17 protein-coding genes are annotated in these 15,623 nt (G+C 41.3%); 8 read left to right on the plus strand and 9 right to left on the minus strand.

The genetic code is table 11. From position 1 onward, the window contains the following. The first annotated feature begins 58 nt into the window (after positions 1-58). Both E0H82_RS12395 and E0H82_RS12400 read left to right on the plus strand, forming a co-directional pair. Positions 59-793, plus strand: a complete 735-nt coding sequence (locus E0H82_RS12395; RefSeq protein WP_131265078.1) for a phosphoadenylyl-sulfate reductase — start codon at positions 59-61, stop codon at positions 791-793. Positions 794-966: 173 nt separating this feature from the next. After that, positions 967-2,346 carry a WS/DGAT/MGAT family O-acyltransferase gene (locus E0H82_RS12400; protein ID WP_131265079.1) on the plus strand — a complete coding sequence of 460 codons (1,380 nt, stop codon included), beginning with the start codon at positions 967-969 and terminating at the stop codon, positions 2,344-2,346. 59 nt (positions 2,347-2,405) lie between these two features. Here the strand turns inward: E0H82_RS12400 and E0H82_RS16560 are convergent, their stop codons facing one another. The 6 genes from E0H82_RS16560 to E0H82_RS12425 form a co-directional block, all read right to left on the minus strand. Continuing rightward, positions 2,406-2,579: a PA1571 family protein gene (locus E0H82_RS16560; RefSeq protein ID WP_016165343.1), complete on the minus strand. Its 174-nt coding sequence runs from the start codon at positions 2,577-2,579 to the stop codon at positions 2,406-2,408. 140 nt (positions 2,580-2,719) lie between these two features. Then, on the minus strand, positions 2,720-4,174 hold the full coding sequence (gene rng / locus E0H82_RS12405; protein ID WP_131265080.1) for a ribonuclease G: 1,455 nt from the start codon (positions 4,172-4,174) through the stop codon (positions 2,720-2,722). A gap of 39 nt (positions 4,175-4,213) precedes the next feature. Beyond that, positions 4,214-4,780: a Maf family nucleotide pyrophosphatase gene (locus tag E0H82_RS12410; RefSeq protein ID WP_131265081.1), complete on the minus strand. Its 567-nt coding sequence runs from the start codon at positions 4,778-4,780 to the stop codon at positions 4,214-4,216. Continuing rightward, positions 4,768-5,259 carry a rod shape-determining protein MreD gene (gene mreD / locus E0H82_RS12415; RefSeq protein WP_116760059.1) on the minus strand — a complete coding sequence of 164 codons (492 nt, stop codon included), beginning with the start codon at positions 5,257-5,259 and terminating at the stop codon, positions 4,768-4,770. Before mreD ends, E0H82_RS12410 begins: the two co-directional genes overlap by 13 nt. Further along, positions 5,246-6,103 (minus strand): rod shape-determining protein MreC, encoded by an 858-nt coding sequence (gene mreC, locus E0H82_RS12420; protein WP_016165347.1) that lies wholly within the window; start codon positions 6,101-6,103, stop codon positions 5,246-5,248. The genes mreD and mreC overlap by 14 nt, the downstream gene beginning before the upstream one ends. A 14-nt stretch (positions 6,104-6,117) precedes the next feature. Beyond that, positions 6,118-7,164, minus strand: a complete 1,047-nt coding sequence (locus E0H82_RS12425) for a rod shape-determining protein (RefSeq protein WP_131265082.1) — start codon at positions 7,162-7,164, stop codon at positions 6,118-6,120. 132 nt (positions 7,165-7,296) lie between these two features. Here E0H82_RS12425 and gatC point away from each other — a divergent pair, with 132 nt between their 5' ends. Genes gatC through gatB form a run of 3 tightly spaced genes read left to right on the plus strand, consistent with a single transcriptional unit; the run spans position 7,297 to position 10,609 of the window. Next, a complete protein-coding gene (gatC, locus tag E0H82_RS12430) occupies positions 7,297-7,611 on the plus strand; it encodes an Asp-tRNA(Asn)/Glu-tRNA(Gln) amidotransferase subunit GatC (RefSeq protein ID WP_100242180.1) in 315 nt (104 codons plus the stop codon). 53 nt (positions 7,612-7,664) lie between these two features. Further along, positions 7,665-9,143 carry an Asp-tRNA(Asn)/Glu-tRNA(Gln) amidotransferase subunit GatA gene (gene gatA, locus E0H82_RS12435; protein WP_131265083.1) on the plus strand — a complete coding sequence of 493 codons (1,479 nt, stop codon included), beginning with the start codon at positions 7,665-7,667 and terminating at the stop codon, positions 9,141-9,143. Continuing rightward, positions 9,143-10,609, plus strand: coding sequence for an Asp-tRNA(Asn)/Glu-tRNA(Gln) amidotransferase subunit GatB (gene gatB, locus E0H82_RS12440; protein ID WP_131265084.1), 1,467 nt, complete (start codon positions 9,143-9,145; stop codon positions 10,607-10,609). The genes gatA and gatB overlap by 1 nt, the downstream gene beginning before the upstream one ends. Positions 10,610-10,653: 44 nt before the next feature. Here the strand turns inward: gatB and E0H82_RS12445 are convergent, their stop codons facing one another. Then, positions 10,654-12,027: a hypothetical protein gene (locus E0H82_RS12445; protein ID WP_131265085.1), complete on the minus strand. Its 1,374-nt coding sequence runs from the start codon at positions 12,025-12,027 to the stop codon at positions 10,654-10,656. Positions 12,028-12,314: 287 nt separating this feature from the next. Here E0H82_RS12445 and E0H82_RS12450 point away from each other — a divergent pair, with 287 nt between their 5' ends. After that, on the plus strand, positions 12,315-12,782 hold the full coding sequence (locus E0H82_RS12450) for a hypothetical protein (protein ID WP_131265086.1): 468 nt from the start codon (positions 12,315-12,317) through the stop codon (positions 12,780-12,782). 58 nt (positions 12,783-12,840) lie between these two features. Here E0H82_RS12450 and E0H82_RS12455 read toward each other — a convergent pair whose 3' ends face one another. Continuing rightward, complete coding sequence (locus E0H82_RS12455; protein ID WP_131265087.1) at positions 12,841-13,356, minus strand: hypothetical protein; 516 nt, start codon at positions 13,354-13,356, stop codon at positions 12,841-12,843. Between the two features lie 45 nt (positions 13,357-13,401). Further along, entirely contained in the window at positions 13,402-14,322 is a 921-nt protein-coding gene (locus E0H82_RS12460; protein WP_131265088.1) for a LysR family transcriptional regulator, read from the minus strand. 114 nt (positions 14,323-14,436) lie between these two features. Here E0H82_RS12460 and E0H82_RS12465 point away from each other — a divergent pair, with 114 nt between their 5' ends. Continuing rightward, positions 14,437-15,012 carry a chromate transporter gene (locus E0H82_RS12465; protein WP_131265089.1) on the plus strand — a complete coding sequence of 192 codons (576 nt, stop codon included), beginning with the start codon at positions 14,437-14,439 and terminating at the stop codon, positions 15,010-15,012. Continuing rightward, the gene (locus E0H82_RS12470) at positions 15,009-15,524 is read left to right on the plus strand and encodes a chromate transporter (RefSeq protein ID WP_131265090.1); all 516 of its coding nucleotides are present in this window, start codon (positions 15,009-15,011) and stop codon (positions 15,522-15,524) included. Before E0H82_RS12465 ends, E0H82_RS12470 begins: the two co-directional genes overlap by 4 nt. Positions 15,525-15,623: the final 99 nt, after the last annotated feature.

Raw genomic sequence — 15,623 nt, forward strand, 5'->3', positions numbered from 1 at the left:
TTTTCAAAATCTTTTAATATAGGTTTTGAAGTCTCCAAGCCTATAGCCAGGAACTCTAATGACTACTATCCCTACTGTCGATCATATTGATGCACTTGCATCTGAATATGCGGATAAATCTCCAAGTGAAATTTTAGAACTCGCACTGAATCAAGAAGGTGAAATTGCCATTTCTTTTTCGGGCGCTGAAGATGTTGTACTGATTGATATGGCTGCCAATCTGGGTAAACCATTCCGTGTTTTTAGCTTAGACACGGGGCGTTTACACCCAGAAACCTATCAATTTATTGAAACTGTACGTAAACATTACAACATTAATATCGAAATCTGTTTCCCAGAATCTGAAGCAGTCCAAGCGCTCGTGAATGAAAAAGGATTATTCAGTTTTTACCAAGATGACCATAAAGAATGTTGTGGTATTCGCAAAGTACAACCTTTACGTAAAAAACTGGCGACTTTAGATGGTTGGATTACGGGTCAGCGTAAAGACCAAAGCCCTGGCACACGCACAGAAATTCCAGTGGTTCAATCTGATGTTGGTTTTTCTGGTCCAGATAAACAGCTGATTAAATACAATCCTTTAGCCAATTGGTCAAGTGCAGAAGTATGGAGCTATATCCGTATGATGGAAGTGCCATACAATCCATTACATGAGCGTGGTTTTATTTCAATTGGCTGTGAACCATGTACGCGACCAGTATTGCCCAATCAACATGAGCGTGAAGGTCGTTGGTGGTGGGAAGAAGCCACCCATAAAGAATGCGGATTACATGCAGGTAATTTATCAAAATAATTTTGTCAAGCCAAAGCCACTGAACTATTCAGTGGTTTTTTTTCAGATTGATGGACATATAAAGCCGTAACTTTTCTAAGTAAAAGGCGCTATACTCAAATCAAGTTTTATAATTCTAACAAGGTGTCTCAGAAAGGAGTCACCGCAGAAATTGCAGTGAGGCAATCAATACTATGCGCCCATTACACCCCATTGACTTTATTTTTTTAACATTAGAAAAACGGCAGCAACCTATGCACGTTGGGGGATTATTTCTTTTCCAAATTCCTGAACATGCACCTGAAACTTTTCTACAGAATTTAGTTGCAGATATTCGCAACTCAAAATCTATTCCCATCCCACCATTTAACAATAAATTAAATGGTCTGCTATGGGATGAAGATGAAGAGTTTGATCTCGATCATCATTTTCGCCATATTGCATTACCCCATCCTGGACGCATTCGTGAATTACTGACCTATATCTCACAAGAGCATAGCGCCCTTATTGATCGAGCTAAGCCTTTATGGACGTGTTACATCATCGAGGGAATCGAAGGTAACCGTTTTGCTATGTATTTTAAAATTCACCATGCCATGGTCGATGGTATTGCGGGTATGCGTCTGGTCGAAAAATCACTCTCTCACGATCCAAATGCCAAAAGCATTGTGCCACCGTGGTGTGTTGAAGGACCTCGTGCAAAACGCATAAAAGAAGCGAAAGTCAGCCGCATGAAAAAAATCATCACTGGGTTGAAGCAACAGGTTGAAGCAACCCCTATCGTGATGCGGGAACTTTCCAAAACAGTAATGCAGGATATGGGGCGTAATCCAGACTATGTGTCTAGCTTTCAAGCACCAAGCAGTATTTTGAATCAGCGTGTCAGTTCATCACGCCGCTTTGCTGCCCAGTCTTTTGATTTTGATCGTCTGCGTCATATCGCGACATCTTTAAATGTCACTATTAACGATGTGGTATTGGCGATTTGCTCTGGTGCATTACGTGAATATTTACTGAGTCAAAATGCCCTGCCGAAAAAGCCTTTGATTGCCATGGTTCCTGCTTCTATTCGGGATGATGATTCAGAAGTATCGAATCGAATTACCATGATTTTGGCAAATTTGGGCACACATAAAGAAGATCCTTTAGAACGTTTGCAGATTATTCGTCGTAGTGTCCTCAATGCAAAAGAACGCTTTAAACGCATGAATTCAAACCAAATCATGAATTATAGTGCTTTTGTATATGGAGCCGCAGGTCTAAATATTGCATCAGGTTTAATGCCAAAACGTCAGGCATTCAATTTGGTTATCTCTAACGTACCAGGTCCACGTGAACCTTTATATTGGAATGGCGCCAAATTAGATGCCTTATATCCAGCATCCATTATCTTAGATGGTCAAGCGCTCAATATTACGATGACCAGTTATTTGGATAAGCTTGAAGTTGGTCTAACGGCATGCCGTGTTGCACTACCTAAAATGCAAAACTTGTTGACGCATTTGGAAGAAGAAATTCAACGTTTTGAAAGTATTGTTGGAGTAAAGAACCCAAAGTTGCAAGCGGTGAGTTAACCGCTAAAACAGCACAGCAAGATACTGCAAAATAAATTAAGGGGCTTCATGTGAGCCCCTTAAGCTTTAATACTACGACACTGTTTCAGTAATTGATGACATACCGAACGAACCATGGCAGTTGTAATTTGAGTTTCTTTGCCTTGTTCATCTACGATATAACCCGTATGTACGTTTTTATTATCTAGCACGTGCTTGATACCTTGTTTGATAATTTTTTCACTCATGCCCATTTCACACCTCTTCTTGCTAAGACCAAATTCTCCAAAAATGAAAATTTAGTTTGGCTACTTGGTATGAGTAGTATTGAAAAAACCAGCTCGAAAGTAAAATTTCAGTTGTAACAAGTGTTTAACGACATCCTGTTACAATTTCAGCTCAGAATGATATCGTATTGCTCTTGCGTATATAAATTTTCCACCTGAAATTTAATCACGCGATTAATGAAATGCTCTAAATCCGCCACAGCTGGCGCTTCTGCCGTAAGTAAGCGATCAATCACAGATGGATGTGCGACAACAGTAAAGCCACTCTGTGATTCAAAAGCTCGGGTATACCGTAAGATTTCTCGAAAGATTTCGTAACATACCGTCTCTGCTGTTTTGACATAACCACGCCCCTGACACGTCGGACAAGATTCACATAACAAATGTTCTAATGACTCACGGGTACGCTTACGCGTCATTTCCACCAGACCTAACTCAGAAACCTGCGTAATTTTGGTCTTGGCATGGTCACGTTCCAACATGCGATCAAACTGACTCATCACTTCTTCACGATGCTGAGCTTCCTGCATATCAATGAAATCAATGATAATAATGCCACCCAAGTTACGTAAGCGTAACTGGCGTGCAATGACCTGCGTTGCCTCCATATTGGTTTTAAACACGGTATCTTCCAGTGTTCTACCACCCACATAGGAACCCGTATTGACATCAATTGTGGTCATGGCCTCGGTCTGGTCAATCATTAAATAACCGCCCGACTTTAAAGCAACACGTGTTTGTAACGCTTTCTGAATGTCTTCTTCAACATTATATAAGTCAAAAATTGGTCGTTCACCAGGATAGTGAATCAAACGACTCTGCATATTTGGCACAAACTCAGCCACGAATTCCTGCAATTTGGCATGAATTTCACGTGAGTCAACGGAAATTTTTACAGTATTTTCATTCGCTAAATCACGAATAATACGTTGTGGTAAGGGTAATTCTTCAAAAATAAGCGAAGGTACGGCAATATTTTTTTGTTTACGTTGGATGTATTCCCACAACTTTGCCAAATACGCCATATCCTGTGCAATGGACGCTTCATCAATGCCTTCCGCAGCAGTGCGTACAATAACTGAACCGGGCAACTCATGTTCGGCTTGGATCTTCTCAATAATAGAACGTAAACGCTCACGCTCTCCTTCCGATTCAATTCGTTGCGATACACCAATATGATTACCAAAAGGCATGAGCACCAAATAACGCGAAGGAATAGAAAGGTCTGTGCTTAAACGCGCGCCTTTGGTTCCCAGCATATCTTTCATGACTTGGACTGTCAGAATTTGCCCGGGCTGTAATAACTCAAAAACATTGGGAATAGGCTGATTCCGCGGCCAGATCATATCATTGATATGTAAAAAAGCAGTACGCGACAGACCAATATCGACAAAAGCCGCTTGCATACCTGGCAAAACACGAACCACTTTGCCTTTATAAATATTTCCTACCAAACCCCGTTTTACAGTACGTTCAACATATAACTCGTTGACTGTACCGTTTTGAATTAACGCCACACGACACTCCATCGGTGTGACATTAATCAGTAACTCGTCAGACATAATAAGACTCAAAACATTATAAAAATTTTTGTTTCACCATTAATTTAATAGCTTAATGGCTTTGAATAACTCGACTGTCTCATGTAACGGCAAACCAACTACATTGGTATAACTGCCTTCAATACAGGGAATATAACGCGAAGCAAGCCCTTGTATGGCATAAGCTCCCGCTTTCCCTTCAGGTTCCCCTGTTGCCCAATAGTCTTCCATGTCTTTCAGGCTCAACACTTGAAATTCGACTTGGGTACGCACCACTATACTTGAAATTTGCGCTGATGTACGTACACACACCCCAGAAAATACATCATGCTTTCTGCCCGATATTTTTGCCCACATTTCAAAGGCATGGTCTTTTGATTCTGGCTTACCCAAAATTTCACCATCGATACTTAAACTGGTGTCTGCAGCAACAATGACGGCATTTGGAAATTTTTCTTGTACTACCGACGCTTTTTCACAAGCCAAACGCTGGACATAATCTGCTGCGGTTTCATTCTCAAACGTAGATTCATCAATCTCAGGACTATAAACCAAGAAGTCTAGACCGAGCTGCTGAAGCAGCTCACGACGTCTGGGAGAACTAGAAGCAAGAACTAGATGCGCCATTTTTTCAGTACAAAATAAACCAGCGGCCACAGCAAAACACTGGTGAGTAATGGTTGCCAATGTCGGGCAAAGGGAAACTGAATGCCCCCCATAATTTGTGCCACCCACATCATAAATAGATAAGCTAGAATTGCCAGCGCTGCAATAACCCACAGGTTGGCAAAAGTCAGTACACGGCGTTCACGAATCAAAAAACGCGTCACAAAACTAATCACCACAAAACACAAGGCATTCAAGCCCAGTGGTGCATCCATCAACAAATCAACAAAAATACCAGTACCGAAAGCAAACCAGACACCACACCATGTTGGCTGACACAGCACCCAAAACAGCATCACCATCATCATAAACAATGGACGCCAGCCCGAAACTGCATATGCCAATGGATAAACCATCAGCACAGAAGCAACAATCACTGAAAAGATGATTGGGAATAACGGATCTTGACGTTTTTCTTGACGTAACTTAGCGATTGGCATGTGGCTGCTCCATCGCTAATGAATCGGAAAACAGCACCACAACATGATGACCACTGGCTAACTGCGCCGCGGGAACCACATCAATCTGTGCAAATTCACCCGTCGTATGTCGGCTCACTTTAGACACTGTACCGACCAAATATCCTGCTGGGAAATGCGCCCCTAAACCTGAGCTATACACTTTTTCACCCACCTTAATATTGGCACTGGTCGGAACGTATTCCATTTTCAGATGTCCTAAATCACCTGTACCTGAAACAATAGCACGCATGCCTGTGTACTCTAAACGTACCGATAAAGAATGATCTTTGTCGGAAAGCAGCATGACACGGCTACTGTGCGGATACACATTGATGATTTGCCCCATAATACCTTTATCGTCCAGTACCGTTTGTCCAACTTTCAAGTTGTTGGTTGAACCACGGTTAATCACAATAATATGGCGTAATGGATCCGCATCCGTCCCAATGACTTCAGCAATTTCCATTCGACCATCAATAATTAAAGGCGTATCGAGTAAACCACGTAAACGTGTATTTTCAGCAGAAAGCTCGGACAGCTTTTGCAAACGCACTTGGGCTTGTAGCAACTCCGCCTGCATGGCAGTGTTTTCACGACGTAATTGTGCCTCAGACTTGGTCTGCTGAGTTAACCATTCGCTGGACAATACAGGATAACTTGCCAAGGCATAAATGGGATTATATGCCGCATACAAGACATCTCTTGCAGGCTGTATCACATGAGGTAAGCGCCAGTTAAAAAATAGCACCACCAAACATGTTACAACCGCAATGATAAATGAGCGAAATGATGGGGGCTGCCTAGAAAACAAATTTGTTTGCACAGCCAAATCCTTAATTAACCAACGAATAACATGTCGTGATTTGGATTATCAAAGAATTCTAAAACTTTACCACCACCACGAGTGACGCAAGTTAAAGGATCTTCAGCAACTACGACTGGTAAACCAGTTTCCTGAGCCAATAATTTGTCGAGGTTACGTAGCAATGCACCACCCCCTGTCAATACAATGCCGCGCTCTGCAATATCTGAAGATAATTCAGGTGGCGTTTGTTCCAATGCAGATTTCACTGCTGAAACAATGCTTTGTAAAGGATCAGAAATCGCTTGGGTAATTTCATTTGAAGTTACGGTAATAGCACGTGGCACACCTTCTGCCAAGTTACGACCACGAACTTCAATTTCTAAAGTTTTACCATTTTCATCTGGTAAAGCCATGCCTACTTCTTTCTTGATGTTTTCTGCTGTGGTTTCACCAATCACGCAACCATGTGCTTTACGTACATAGTTAATGATTTGTTCATCAAACACATCACCACCAACACGTAAAGAGTCAGCATAGACACAACCTTGCAATGAAATAATCGCAATTTCAGTTGTACCACCACCCACATCTACCACCATCGAACCGCAGGCTTGTTCTACAGGTAAACCTGCACCAATTGCAGCAGCCATTGGTTCTTCAATTAAACGGACATCACGTGCGCCTGCATTGAATACAGCCTCACGAATGGCACGACGTTCAACCAATGTCGATTTACATGGGACACACACCACAACGCGTGGTGCAGGTGGAAATAAACGCTTTTCATGCACTTTACCAATAAATTGGTTCAGCATGGTTTCAGTCACTTCAAAATCAGCAATTACACCGTCTTTCATTGGGCGAATTGCAGAGATGTTCGCAGGCGTACGACCAAGCATTTGCTTCGCATCAAGACCAACAGCGGCAACAATTTTTTGTGAACCACTGTGACGAATAGCCACAACTGTTGGTTCATTTAATATAATGCCTCGTCCTGGTGCATAAATAAGTGTATTTGCTGTACCTAAATCAATGGCGAGGTCTGGCGAAAACAAGCCAATTAGTCGTTTTAGAATCACGGGGTCGTTCTCAGTTTAACTTTATATGGACGCAAGGTCGCAACTTTAACTAAATGTGATGCTTTGAACAAGTCAATCGCTTATTATAACGCACGATATTTTGAAATTTTTTAATACTGATTAGGTGATGTTATGTCTACATCGGATGCTCAGCATTCAGCAGATTTAAATGCTCAAACCGTTTCAGCGATCGCCAATCTTGCTCGTTTGTCGCTAGATGATACGCAATCTGCTGAATATGCTCAAAGTTTAAACAAAATTTTAGGCATGATGGAAACCTTAAAAGGCATCGACACCGAAGGTGTTGAACCATTGAAAAGCCCTTTCGACAATCCACAGCCGTTACGTGAAGACGTGGTGACTGAACAGAATCATCGTGAAGAATATCAAGCTGTTGCACCTGCAACTGAAGCAGGCTTGTACCTTGTACCACGCGTGATTGAATAATTTTCACTCAGTTGAACCATTTTTTTTAAATTAAACGTAAAGAATTATTTCTCATGACCGATTTACACCGCTTATCGATTCGTGAACTTGCTGAGGGTTTGGCACAAGCTCAATTCTCTTCTCGCGAACTGACTGCACATTATTTAAAACGTATTGAAAAAATCGATGCTCAAGTTCAATCCTATGTGACGGTGACGGCTGAACAAGCTTTGGCTCAAGCCGATGCCGCAGATGCTTTACGTCAAGCAGGTCAAGCGACTGTGCTCACAGGCGTGCCGATTGCACACAAAGATATTTTCTGTACTCAAGGCATTCGCACTTCTGCGGGTTCTAAGATGTTGGACAACTTTATCTCTCCTTACGATGCAACAGTGGTTGCCAAAGGTAAAACCGCAGGTCTGGTGACTTTAGGTAAAGTGAACATGGACGAATTTGCCATGGGTTCAACCTCTGAGAACTCATTCTACGGTGCTACAGCTAACCCTTGGAACTTAGGTCATGTACCAGGTGGTTCTTCAGGTGGTTCTGCAGCAGCCGTTGCAGCAGACCTTGCTCCATTTGCGACAGGTACCGATACAGGCGGTTCAATCCGTCAGCCTGCTTCGTTCTGTGGTTTAACGGGTCTAAAACCGACCTATGGTCGTGTATCCCGTTTCGGGATGATTGCTTATGCATCATCACTCGATCAAGGTGGCCCAATGGCACGTTCGGCAGAAGACTGTGCCTACCTCATGAACGTGATGGCTGGTCATGATGCGAAAGACTCAACGTCTATTGAAAAAGACGTTGATGATTATGTGGCAAACCTAAACAACACAGCGGTTAAAGGCTTACGCATTGGTATTCCAAAGCAATACTTTAATGTCGCTGGTTTAGACGCCGCAGTAAAAGCACGTGTTGAAGAGTCATTGAAGAAGTTGGAAGAGATGGGCGCAACACTTGTTGAGATTGATCTCAACATGACTGAAGCTTATGTTCCAACCTATTATTTGATTGCACCTGCGGAAGCATCATCTAACCTCTCTCGTTTTGATGGCGTGCGTTACGGCTATCGCTGTGAAAACCCGACGGATATTTTAGACCTGTATAAACGCTCTCGTTCTGAAGGTTTTGGCCCTGAAGTACAACGTCGTATCTTGATTGGAACCTATGCGTTGTCTGCGGGTTACTACGATGCGTACTACGTGAAAGCACAGAAAGTTCGTCGCTTAATTCAACAAGACTTCTTAAAAGCCTTTGAACAAGTCGATGTGATTGCTGCACCATCTGCACCAACGACTGCTTACCGCATTGGCGCATCGTTAGACCCAGTCGAAGTGTATTTGGGCGACATCTACACCATCGCAGTGAACTTGGCAGGTTTACCAGCCATCAACGCCCCTGTTGGCTTTGACCAAGATCAACTCCCTGTTGGTTTACAGTTGATTGGTAACTACTGGTCAGAATCACAATTGTTGTCAATTGTTCATCAATACCAACAAAACACGGACTGGCACACCAAACGTGCAGCAATTGCTGAGGAGAATGCATAATGGCTGAAGCTCAAAAGTTGAAATTGATTGACGGTTGGGAAGTCGTTATCGGGATTGAGATTCACACTCAGCTTGCGACCAAATCTAAAATTTTCTCAGGTTCTTCGACTGAATTTGGTCAAGACCCAAATACACAAGCCAGCCTTGTTGACTTGGCTATGCCGGGTGTATTGCCTGTTTTAAATAAACAAGTGGTGGATTTGGCGATTCGTTTTGGTTTGGGTATTGATGCGTACATCGACCAAGCATCCGTATTTGCACGTAAAAACTACTTCTATCCAGACTCGCCAAAAGGCTACCAAATTAGCCAGATGGACAACCCGATTGTGGGCTTGGGTCATATCGACATTCAACTTGAAGATGGTACGGTGAAGCGCATTGGCGTAACACGTGCTCACCTAGAAGAAGATGCGGGTAAATCAATCCATGACCAGTTTGAAGGGATGTCAGGTATCGACTTAAACCGTGCAGGTACACCTTTACTTGAAATCGTGTCTGAACCTGACATGCGTTCGGTTGAAGAAGCTGTGGCGTATATCAAGTCGATTCACACTTTAGTACGTTGGTTAGGTATTTCTGACGGTAACATGGCAGAAGGTTCATTCCGTGCCGACTGTAACGTGTCGCTACGTCGTCCGGGCAACGAATTTGGTACACGTTGTGAACTGAAAAACCTCAACTCATTCCGTTTCATTGAACAAGCGATCAATGTTGAAATTGAACGCCAAATGGACATTTTGGAAGACGGCGGCAAAATCGACCAAGAAACACGTCTATTTGACCCAGTAAAAATGGAAACGCGTTCGATGCGTTCGAAAGAAGAAGCGAACGATTACCGCTACTTCCCAGACCCAGACTTGTTGCCTGTGATTATTCCAGATGCACAAATCGAAGCAGCACGCGCAACATTACCTGAGTTACCTGCGGCACGTCGTGAGCGTTTCGTGGCGGACTTTGGGGTGACTGAGTACGATGCACACGTGTTAACACTGACTCGTGAAATGTCTGAGTTTTATGAAGCAGTGGTTGAAGCGGCTGGCGGTGCGGCTCAAGGTAAAGTATCTGCAAACTGGGTGATGGGCGAATTCTCGGGTGCTTTAAACAAAGCAGGCTTAGAGTTGGCGGATTCCCCTATTTCGGCTGAGCAATTGGGCGGCATGATCGCGCGTATTGTGGACAATACCATTAACGGCAAAATCGCTAAGCAAGTGTTTGGCTTTATGTGGGAAGAAGGCAAAACTGCCGATGCCATTATTGCTGAAAAAGGCTTGAAGCAAGAAACTGATACAGGTGCGATTGAAGCGATTATTAAAGACGTGCTTGCAGCCAACGAGAAGATGGTTGAGGAATACAAGTCTGGTAAAGAGAAAGCCTTTAACGGTCTTGTGGGTCAAGTGATGAAAGCTGCAAAAGGCAAAGCTAACCCTGCGCAAGTAAATGAATTAATGAAGAAGTTGATTGGTTAAGACTGATTAATTTTGAAAAAAAACCCGCTGTGAAGCGGGTTTTTTTATATGATTTTTATATCAATTAATTTATATGTTTCTAAATTATCAATCTGAATTTTAGAAACGTCACCATTGGGTATAATAAAACCGAAATTATTATTCTGCCTAGCTAAAATACTAACAGTAGTGAAAATCATATTTTGATAATCTATACTGTAGCATTCCAACCTTTTATTAGCTTTATTCCGATAGCAGTATTCCATACCATTTTCACTAAATGTAAGGATTAGCTCATACCTACCTGTAAGTCCAGCTTCGACATTCAAAACAATTTCTTTATTATATTGTTTCTGAAAGAATTTATAGATAAATGGCTCATCCCCAAAGAAAATCTCATATAAATAAGTACTTTTCAAATCTAAAAATTTTTTATTATTTTGAAAAATTTTTTCATCATATCTATGTAATTGTAAAAGTAACTCAAAATTATAATTTCCAAAAATTTCACTTTTGTTCTCGACATAGTATTTGAAGTCCATATTTCTAAAAAAACCTGAATTTTCTAGAGTTTTTTGAAGAATTTTATCCTGAAAAGCATACCATGCTAAAATGTGCAACATTCCATTTGGAACCTGAGCTAATACAATATCAACATAATAATTTTGTGTTTCTATTTGTTCATTAAGATTATCTGTAATATCTAATTTTTTACCAATGGTTATAAGAATAAGATTTAAGGATGAAAAATACTGAAGCAGATTTGTATCTTGGAATAGTGCTATATTTTTATTTTTTTCAATGAAGATATCTTCATACTGCTTATTATGCTGTTCTTGCTGAGAATAGATTACATTTAAATATTGAAAATTTTTCAATAAATTAAAAAATAGACTATCAAATTGTTGTAGTTTTTGAGTTTTCTGAATTTCTTTTTGCGTTCCCGCATTATCTTTTAATGCATTTGTACTCTCCTTTAACTCTTCCCGACTCACTTCTAATGTACGATAAGTGACGAACCATGTAGCAAATAATAGGATAATACTAATAAAACCAATAATTGGATTTAGTGTTCCACCAATAAAATCTCCGAAAGTTCCCCAATTACCTATTAAACTTGAGTCATTAATGTTAGACGTTTTTTTTAGAGTAATGAGTTGGTTATTTGAATCAAGAACCTCTTTAAAATATGGCGAATATAATTTATCAAATAACTGATATCCTAGATATCCAATTAAAAGACCAATAATTAAAAAAGCCATAATAAAACATATATTTATTTTCAACTTAGTCTGTTGTTTTATGTCATCACAGAATTTCTTTACTTTCTCTCTTACTCTATAAAAGACGCTATAATTTACTTCAGCCCACCAAAACAAAATACTTAATAAAATCAAAAATGAAAATAAAAACTGTAACATATAAAATTTATAATTCATTAAAATTCAGTATCTTAATATAGATTGCATACTTTTAAAAGCTAATTAACCACATACCTAGTAAAAAAGCATCCTCCGCCTTCTCCCAATGAGAGAAGAAGCTTTCATTATAAATCCAATGCCGTCATCAATTTTGTAATGGATCCCCCTTTTTAAGAAAAGTTAGGGAGATGTATTTAAAAGCTCAAAAAATGCCTCATAAATGAGAGCTAAAACCTCCTATCTAATTCCTCAAAATCAACTACACTAAACTCATTCTAATACTTTAAAAAAACCAAAGGACAAAAATGAAAACAGCTATCCTCACACTTTCTACGCTTGCCTTCCTCAGCACCACTACATTTGCAGAAACCAACCCCAAAGTTCCTACCAAAGAAGCCAGCCAAATCTTCAAAGCGGCTGGCTTCAAAAAAACAAAGTATGGTTGGGAAGGCAACTGCGATATAGGTGAAATCACCACATATAAAGATTTAAATGGTGATGGACTAAAAGACGCTGTTATCTCTGATTCCAGCACTATGTGCTATGGCAATACAGGTGCCGGCTACCACATCGTTACTCAGCAAAAAACTGGAAATTGGAAACTCATTTTTGAAAACATGGGCATCCCTACTTTTCTAAAAACCAAAGGAAAAGACGGCTGGCCAGATATTGAAAATGGTGGCCCCGGATTTTGTTTTGCTGTTTACCGCTGGAATGGTCAAAAATATGATGTCAACCGTTATGAATATCAGGGCAAAGCCTGTTCATTGTGATAAATGAAACTGTAATAAAATAAAAATCCCTCATCAATGAGGGATTTTATGCAATCTACTAACGCACCACACCCAACTTATTCCAAATCTCAGGCGTCAAAAACGTCGTCACCATCTTGTTTAAATCCACATAACGCAACAAACCATTCAACTGCTGCTTTACTTCGGTATTCTTTACAATTTCCTCGCCTGTAATCTGTCCCAACTGCTGAAAACTCTCCCCAACCGCTTGAATACCCTCTGCCTGAATCACGGCTTTGGTTTGTGCCGAACATTGCTCGACTAAAATGCGCTGCAACACCTGCGCCACGTTTTTATCTAGTGCGGTTTTCTGATCTTCCGTGACCTGACTGTACTGCTTTAAATCGGGATGCGTCGATAACGCCACAAAGGTCCACTGCAACACCGCAGTTTTATCGGTAGCCGTCGTCGATTTCACTAGACAATCACTCAGTTGATCGACCGTGGTACTCGCTATACTCATCTGCGTTGCACCCAAAACCGTGGCTGCCAACAACACCGCACGACCAAGACCCGACCATTTCCCCTGAATTTTCACAAGCTGAACAAACATCTGCTGAATTCCAATAACTGATTGGCTTCTTTGTAGCACAGGACTTTAGCGTTGGTTGTTATGACTCTGTATCTCGTGGTGCTGTCTACCCAACAATCGCAACACATGCTGTAAACGTACATTTTCAGGATTGTCCTTATACACTGCATAAATTGGGGCAATAAATGGTGGCTCTGCCTTTAACGACTTATACACAATCTGTTTGTTCCAAAAATCTCGAATGGCTTCAGGCACAATGGATAAACCAATACCTGCGGCAATCAAGTTTAAACTAGAGGTTAACCGTGGGGCTTCTTGGACAATTTTGGGACTAAACCCCGCCTGATAGCAACTTGCCATAATATTGTCGAATAAGTCTTGCCCTGCTAAACGGCGATACAATACAAAATCGTAAGGCTCTAAAGCTAACAATTGGATTGCATCTGGCTGTTCTGCCAATGGATGATTATTCGGCATCGCCACAATCAATGGCTCATCCAATACGGGCAGGCTATTTAACCCCAAACCAATCGGTGCGGGTTTGCGTAAAAATACGATGTCATTTTTATCATTGCTGATGGAATCAATCAGTGAATTACTGCCATCTTCTTCTAGATGAATCGACACCGCAGGAAAAGCTTCACGGAAGCTCCGCAGCAAGGCAGGTAAAAAAGGATGCAGCCCAACCGAATTGGTAAAGCCAATATTCAACTGCCCTTCCAAACCTTGGGTAATGTTCTTCACGCGCTGTGGAATTGCCTGTGCATGCATCAATATGGTTAGTGCTTCCTGATACAACACTTTCCCTGCTTCAGTTGCCTCTACGCCACGCGGTAAACGCTTCAGTAGCTGCACATTCAATTCATCTTCCAGACCTTTAATGATGCGGGTCAAAGGTGGCTGCTGCATATTTAAACGCACGGCTGCACGTGAAATATTACTTTCTTCTACCACTACCACAAAGGCATTGAGCTTGTGTATATCCATCTTCCGCCCTCTAAACCAAACATACTTTTTAGGTATGGATTGCACCATAAATAGAATTTTTCATTATAACGCAAGAGGCGCATACTTTTAACATTAGAACGAGTGAGGTCAGCAATGAAAACTGAAGTCATGACATTGGAGCAAGACATTCATCCCAATAATCAGGAATTATTTATGGGGTTTATGAAACTTGGTCTGATGGGGTTTGGTGGAGTACTGCCACTGGCACACCGTATGATTGTGGATGATCGTAAATGGCTGACGATTGAGGAATTCACGCATTTACTTGGAGTGTGCCAACTACTGCCTGGCGGCAATATTATTAATATGTCAGTCGCAATTGGCTATCAATTTCAAGGAATTAAAGGTGCAATAAGTGCTGTGGTGGGTCTAATCTCAGCACCCACTTTAATTGTGATTATGCTGTATGAACTGTATGCAAAATTTCAGTCCATCCCCATGGTCAAACACATGCTTGAAGGTTTGGCAGCGGCTGCCGCAGGTTTGTTGTTTGCGATGGGATTAAAAATGCTACGTCCCATTATGAAACGTTATTTAACTTGGTTGACCATTGGCATGACTTTTTTATTTATGCTGGTCATCAAAATTCCATTGCTGCTGACTTTGCTGATTTTAGTTACCCTCAATATCACAGTTTTAAGCCTGAATAAAGGAGCAAAAAACGCATGATTCTGATTGCTTTAGCCATCGTTTTTACTCAGCTTTCGTTACTGGCTTTTGGCGGTGGTAATGCCATTTTGCCTGAAATACAACATCAAGTGGTCGAAGTACATCACTGGTTAACTGCCACAGAATTTAGCACCATGTTTGCGATGGCACAGGCAGCGCCCGGCCCCAATATGATGATTGTTCCGCTGGTGGGTTGGCATGTAGCGGGTCCCGCGGGACTGTTGGTCTCCTCATTTGCCAAATTTGGACCATCATCCGTGATTACGGTATTCGCACTCAAATTCTGGAATCAGTTTAAAGACCATCCTCTACGCGAACGCTTTGAAAAAGCCTTAAAACCGATTACGGTAGGCTTGGTGTTGGTCAGTGCATGGATTATTGCCGATGCTTCAGCACAAAATAGTTTACTGATGGCCATCATTGCAATTACGACAGTGATGAGTCTGTTTAAGAAAGTACATCCTCTTTGGGTTATGCTCTTTGGTGCAACCGCAGGCGCTTGTTTTCTATAAAAATATCATAAAGGTAAATAAACCCGCATTGTGCGGGTTTCATCATTTTTCTAATTAGATACGGAGTGAATCCAACTCACCGAGTGACATCTACTGTCG

This window comes from Acinetobacter sp. ANC 4910, from assembly GCF_004331035.1.
In the GTDB taxonomy this organism is placed as follows: domain Bacteria; phylum Pseudomonadota; class Gammaproteobacteria; order Pseudomonadales; family Moraxellaceae; genus Acinetobacter.

What these genes read in the sequence shown, in the direction of transcription:
- E0H82_RS12395 (WP_131265078.1), top strand. Translation starts at nt 59, where the DNA reads ATGACTACTATCCCTACTGTCGATCATATTGATGCACTTGCATCTGAA.
- E0H82_RS12400 (WP_131265079.1), top strand. Translation starts at nt 967, where the DNA reads ATGCGCCCATTACACCCCATTGACTTTATTTTTTTAACATTAGAAAAA.
- E0H82_RS16560 (WP_016165343.1), bottom strand. Translation starts at nt 2,579, where the DNA reads ATGGGCATGAGTGAAAAAATTATCAAACAAGGTATCAAGCACGTGCTA.
- rng (WP_131265080.1), bottom strand. Translation starts at nt 4,174, where the DNA reads ATGTCTGACGAGTTACTGATTAATGTCACACCGATGGAGTGTCGTGTG.
- E0H82_RS12410 (WP_131265081.1), bottom strand. Translation starts at nt 4,780, where the DNA reads ATGGCGCATCTAGTTCTTGCTTCTAGTTCTCCCAGACGTCGTGAGCTG.
- mreD (WP_116760059.1), bottom strand. Translation starts at nt 5,259, where the DNA reads ATGCCAATCGCTAAGTTACGTCAAGAAAAACGTCAAGATCCGTTATTC.
- gatC (WP_100242180.1), top strand. Translation starts at nt 7,297, where the DNA reads ATGTCTACATCGGATGCTCAGCATTCAGCAGATTTAAATGCTCAAACC.
- gatA (WP_131265083.1), top strand. Translation starts at nt 7,665, where the DNA reads ATGACCGATTTACACCGCTTATCGATTCGTGAACTTGCTGAGGGTTTG.
- gatB (WP_131265084.1), top strand. Translation starts at nt 9,143, where the DNA reads ATGGCTGAAGCTCAAAAGTTGAAATTGATTGACGGTTGGGAAGTCGTT.
- E0H82_RS12445 (WP_131265085.1), bottom strand. Translation starts at nt 12,027, where the DNA reads ATGAATTATAAATTTTATATGTTACAGTTTTTATTTTCATTTTTGATT.
- E0H82_RS12450 (WP_131265086.1), top strand. Translation starts at nt 12,315, where the DNA reads ATGAAAACAGCTATCCTCACACTTTCTACGCTTGCCTTCCTCAGCACC.
- E0H82_RS12455 (WP_131265087.1), bottom strand. Translation starts at nt 13,356, where the DNA reads ATGTTTGTTCAGCTTGTGAAAATTCAGGGGAAATGGTCGGGTCTTGGT.
- E0H82_RS12460 (WP_131265088.1), bottom strand. Translation starts at nt 14,322, where the DNA reads ATGGATATACACAAGCTCAATGCCTTTGTGGTAGTGGTAGAAGAAAGT.
- E0H82_RS12465 (WP_131265089.1), top strand. Translation starts at nt 14,437, where the DNA reads ATGAAAACTGAAGTCATGACATTGGAGCAAGACATTCATCCCAATAAT.
- E0H82_RS12470 (WP_131265090.1), top strand. Translation starts at nt 15,009, where the DNA reads ATGATTCTGATTGCTTTAGCCATCGTTTTTACTCAGCTTTCGTTACTG.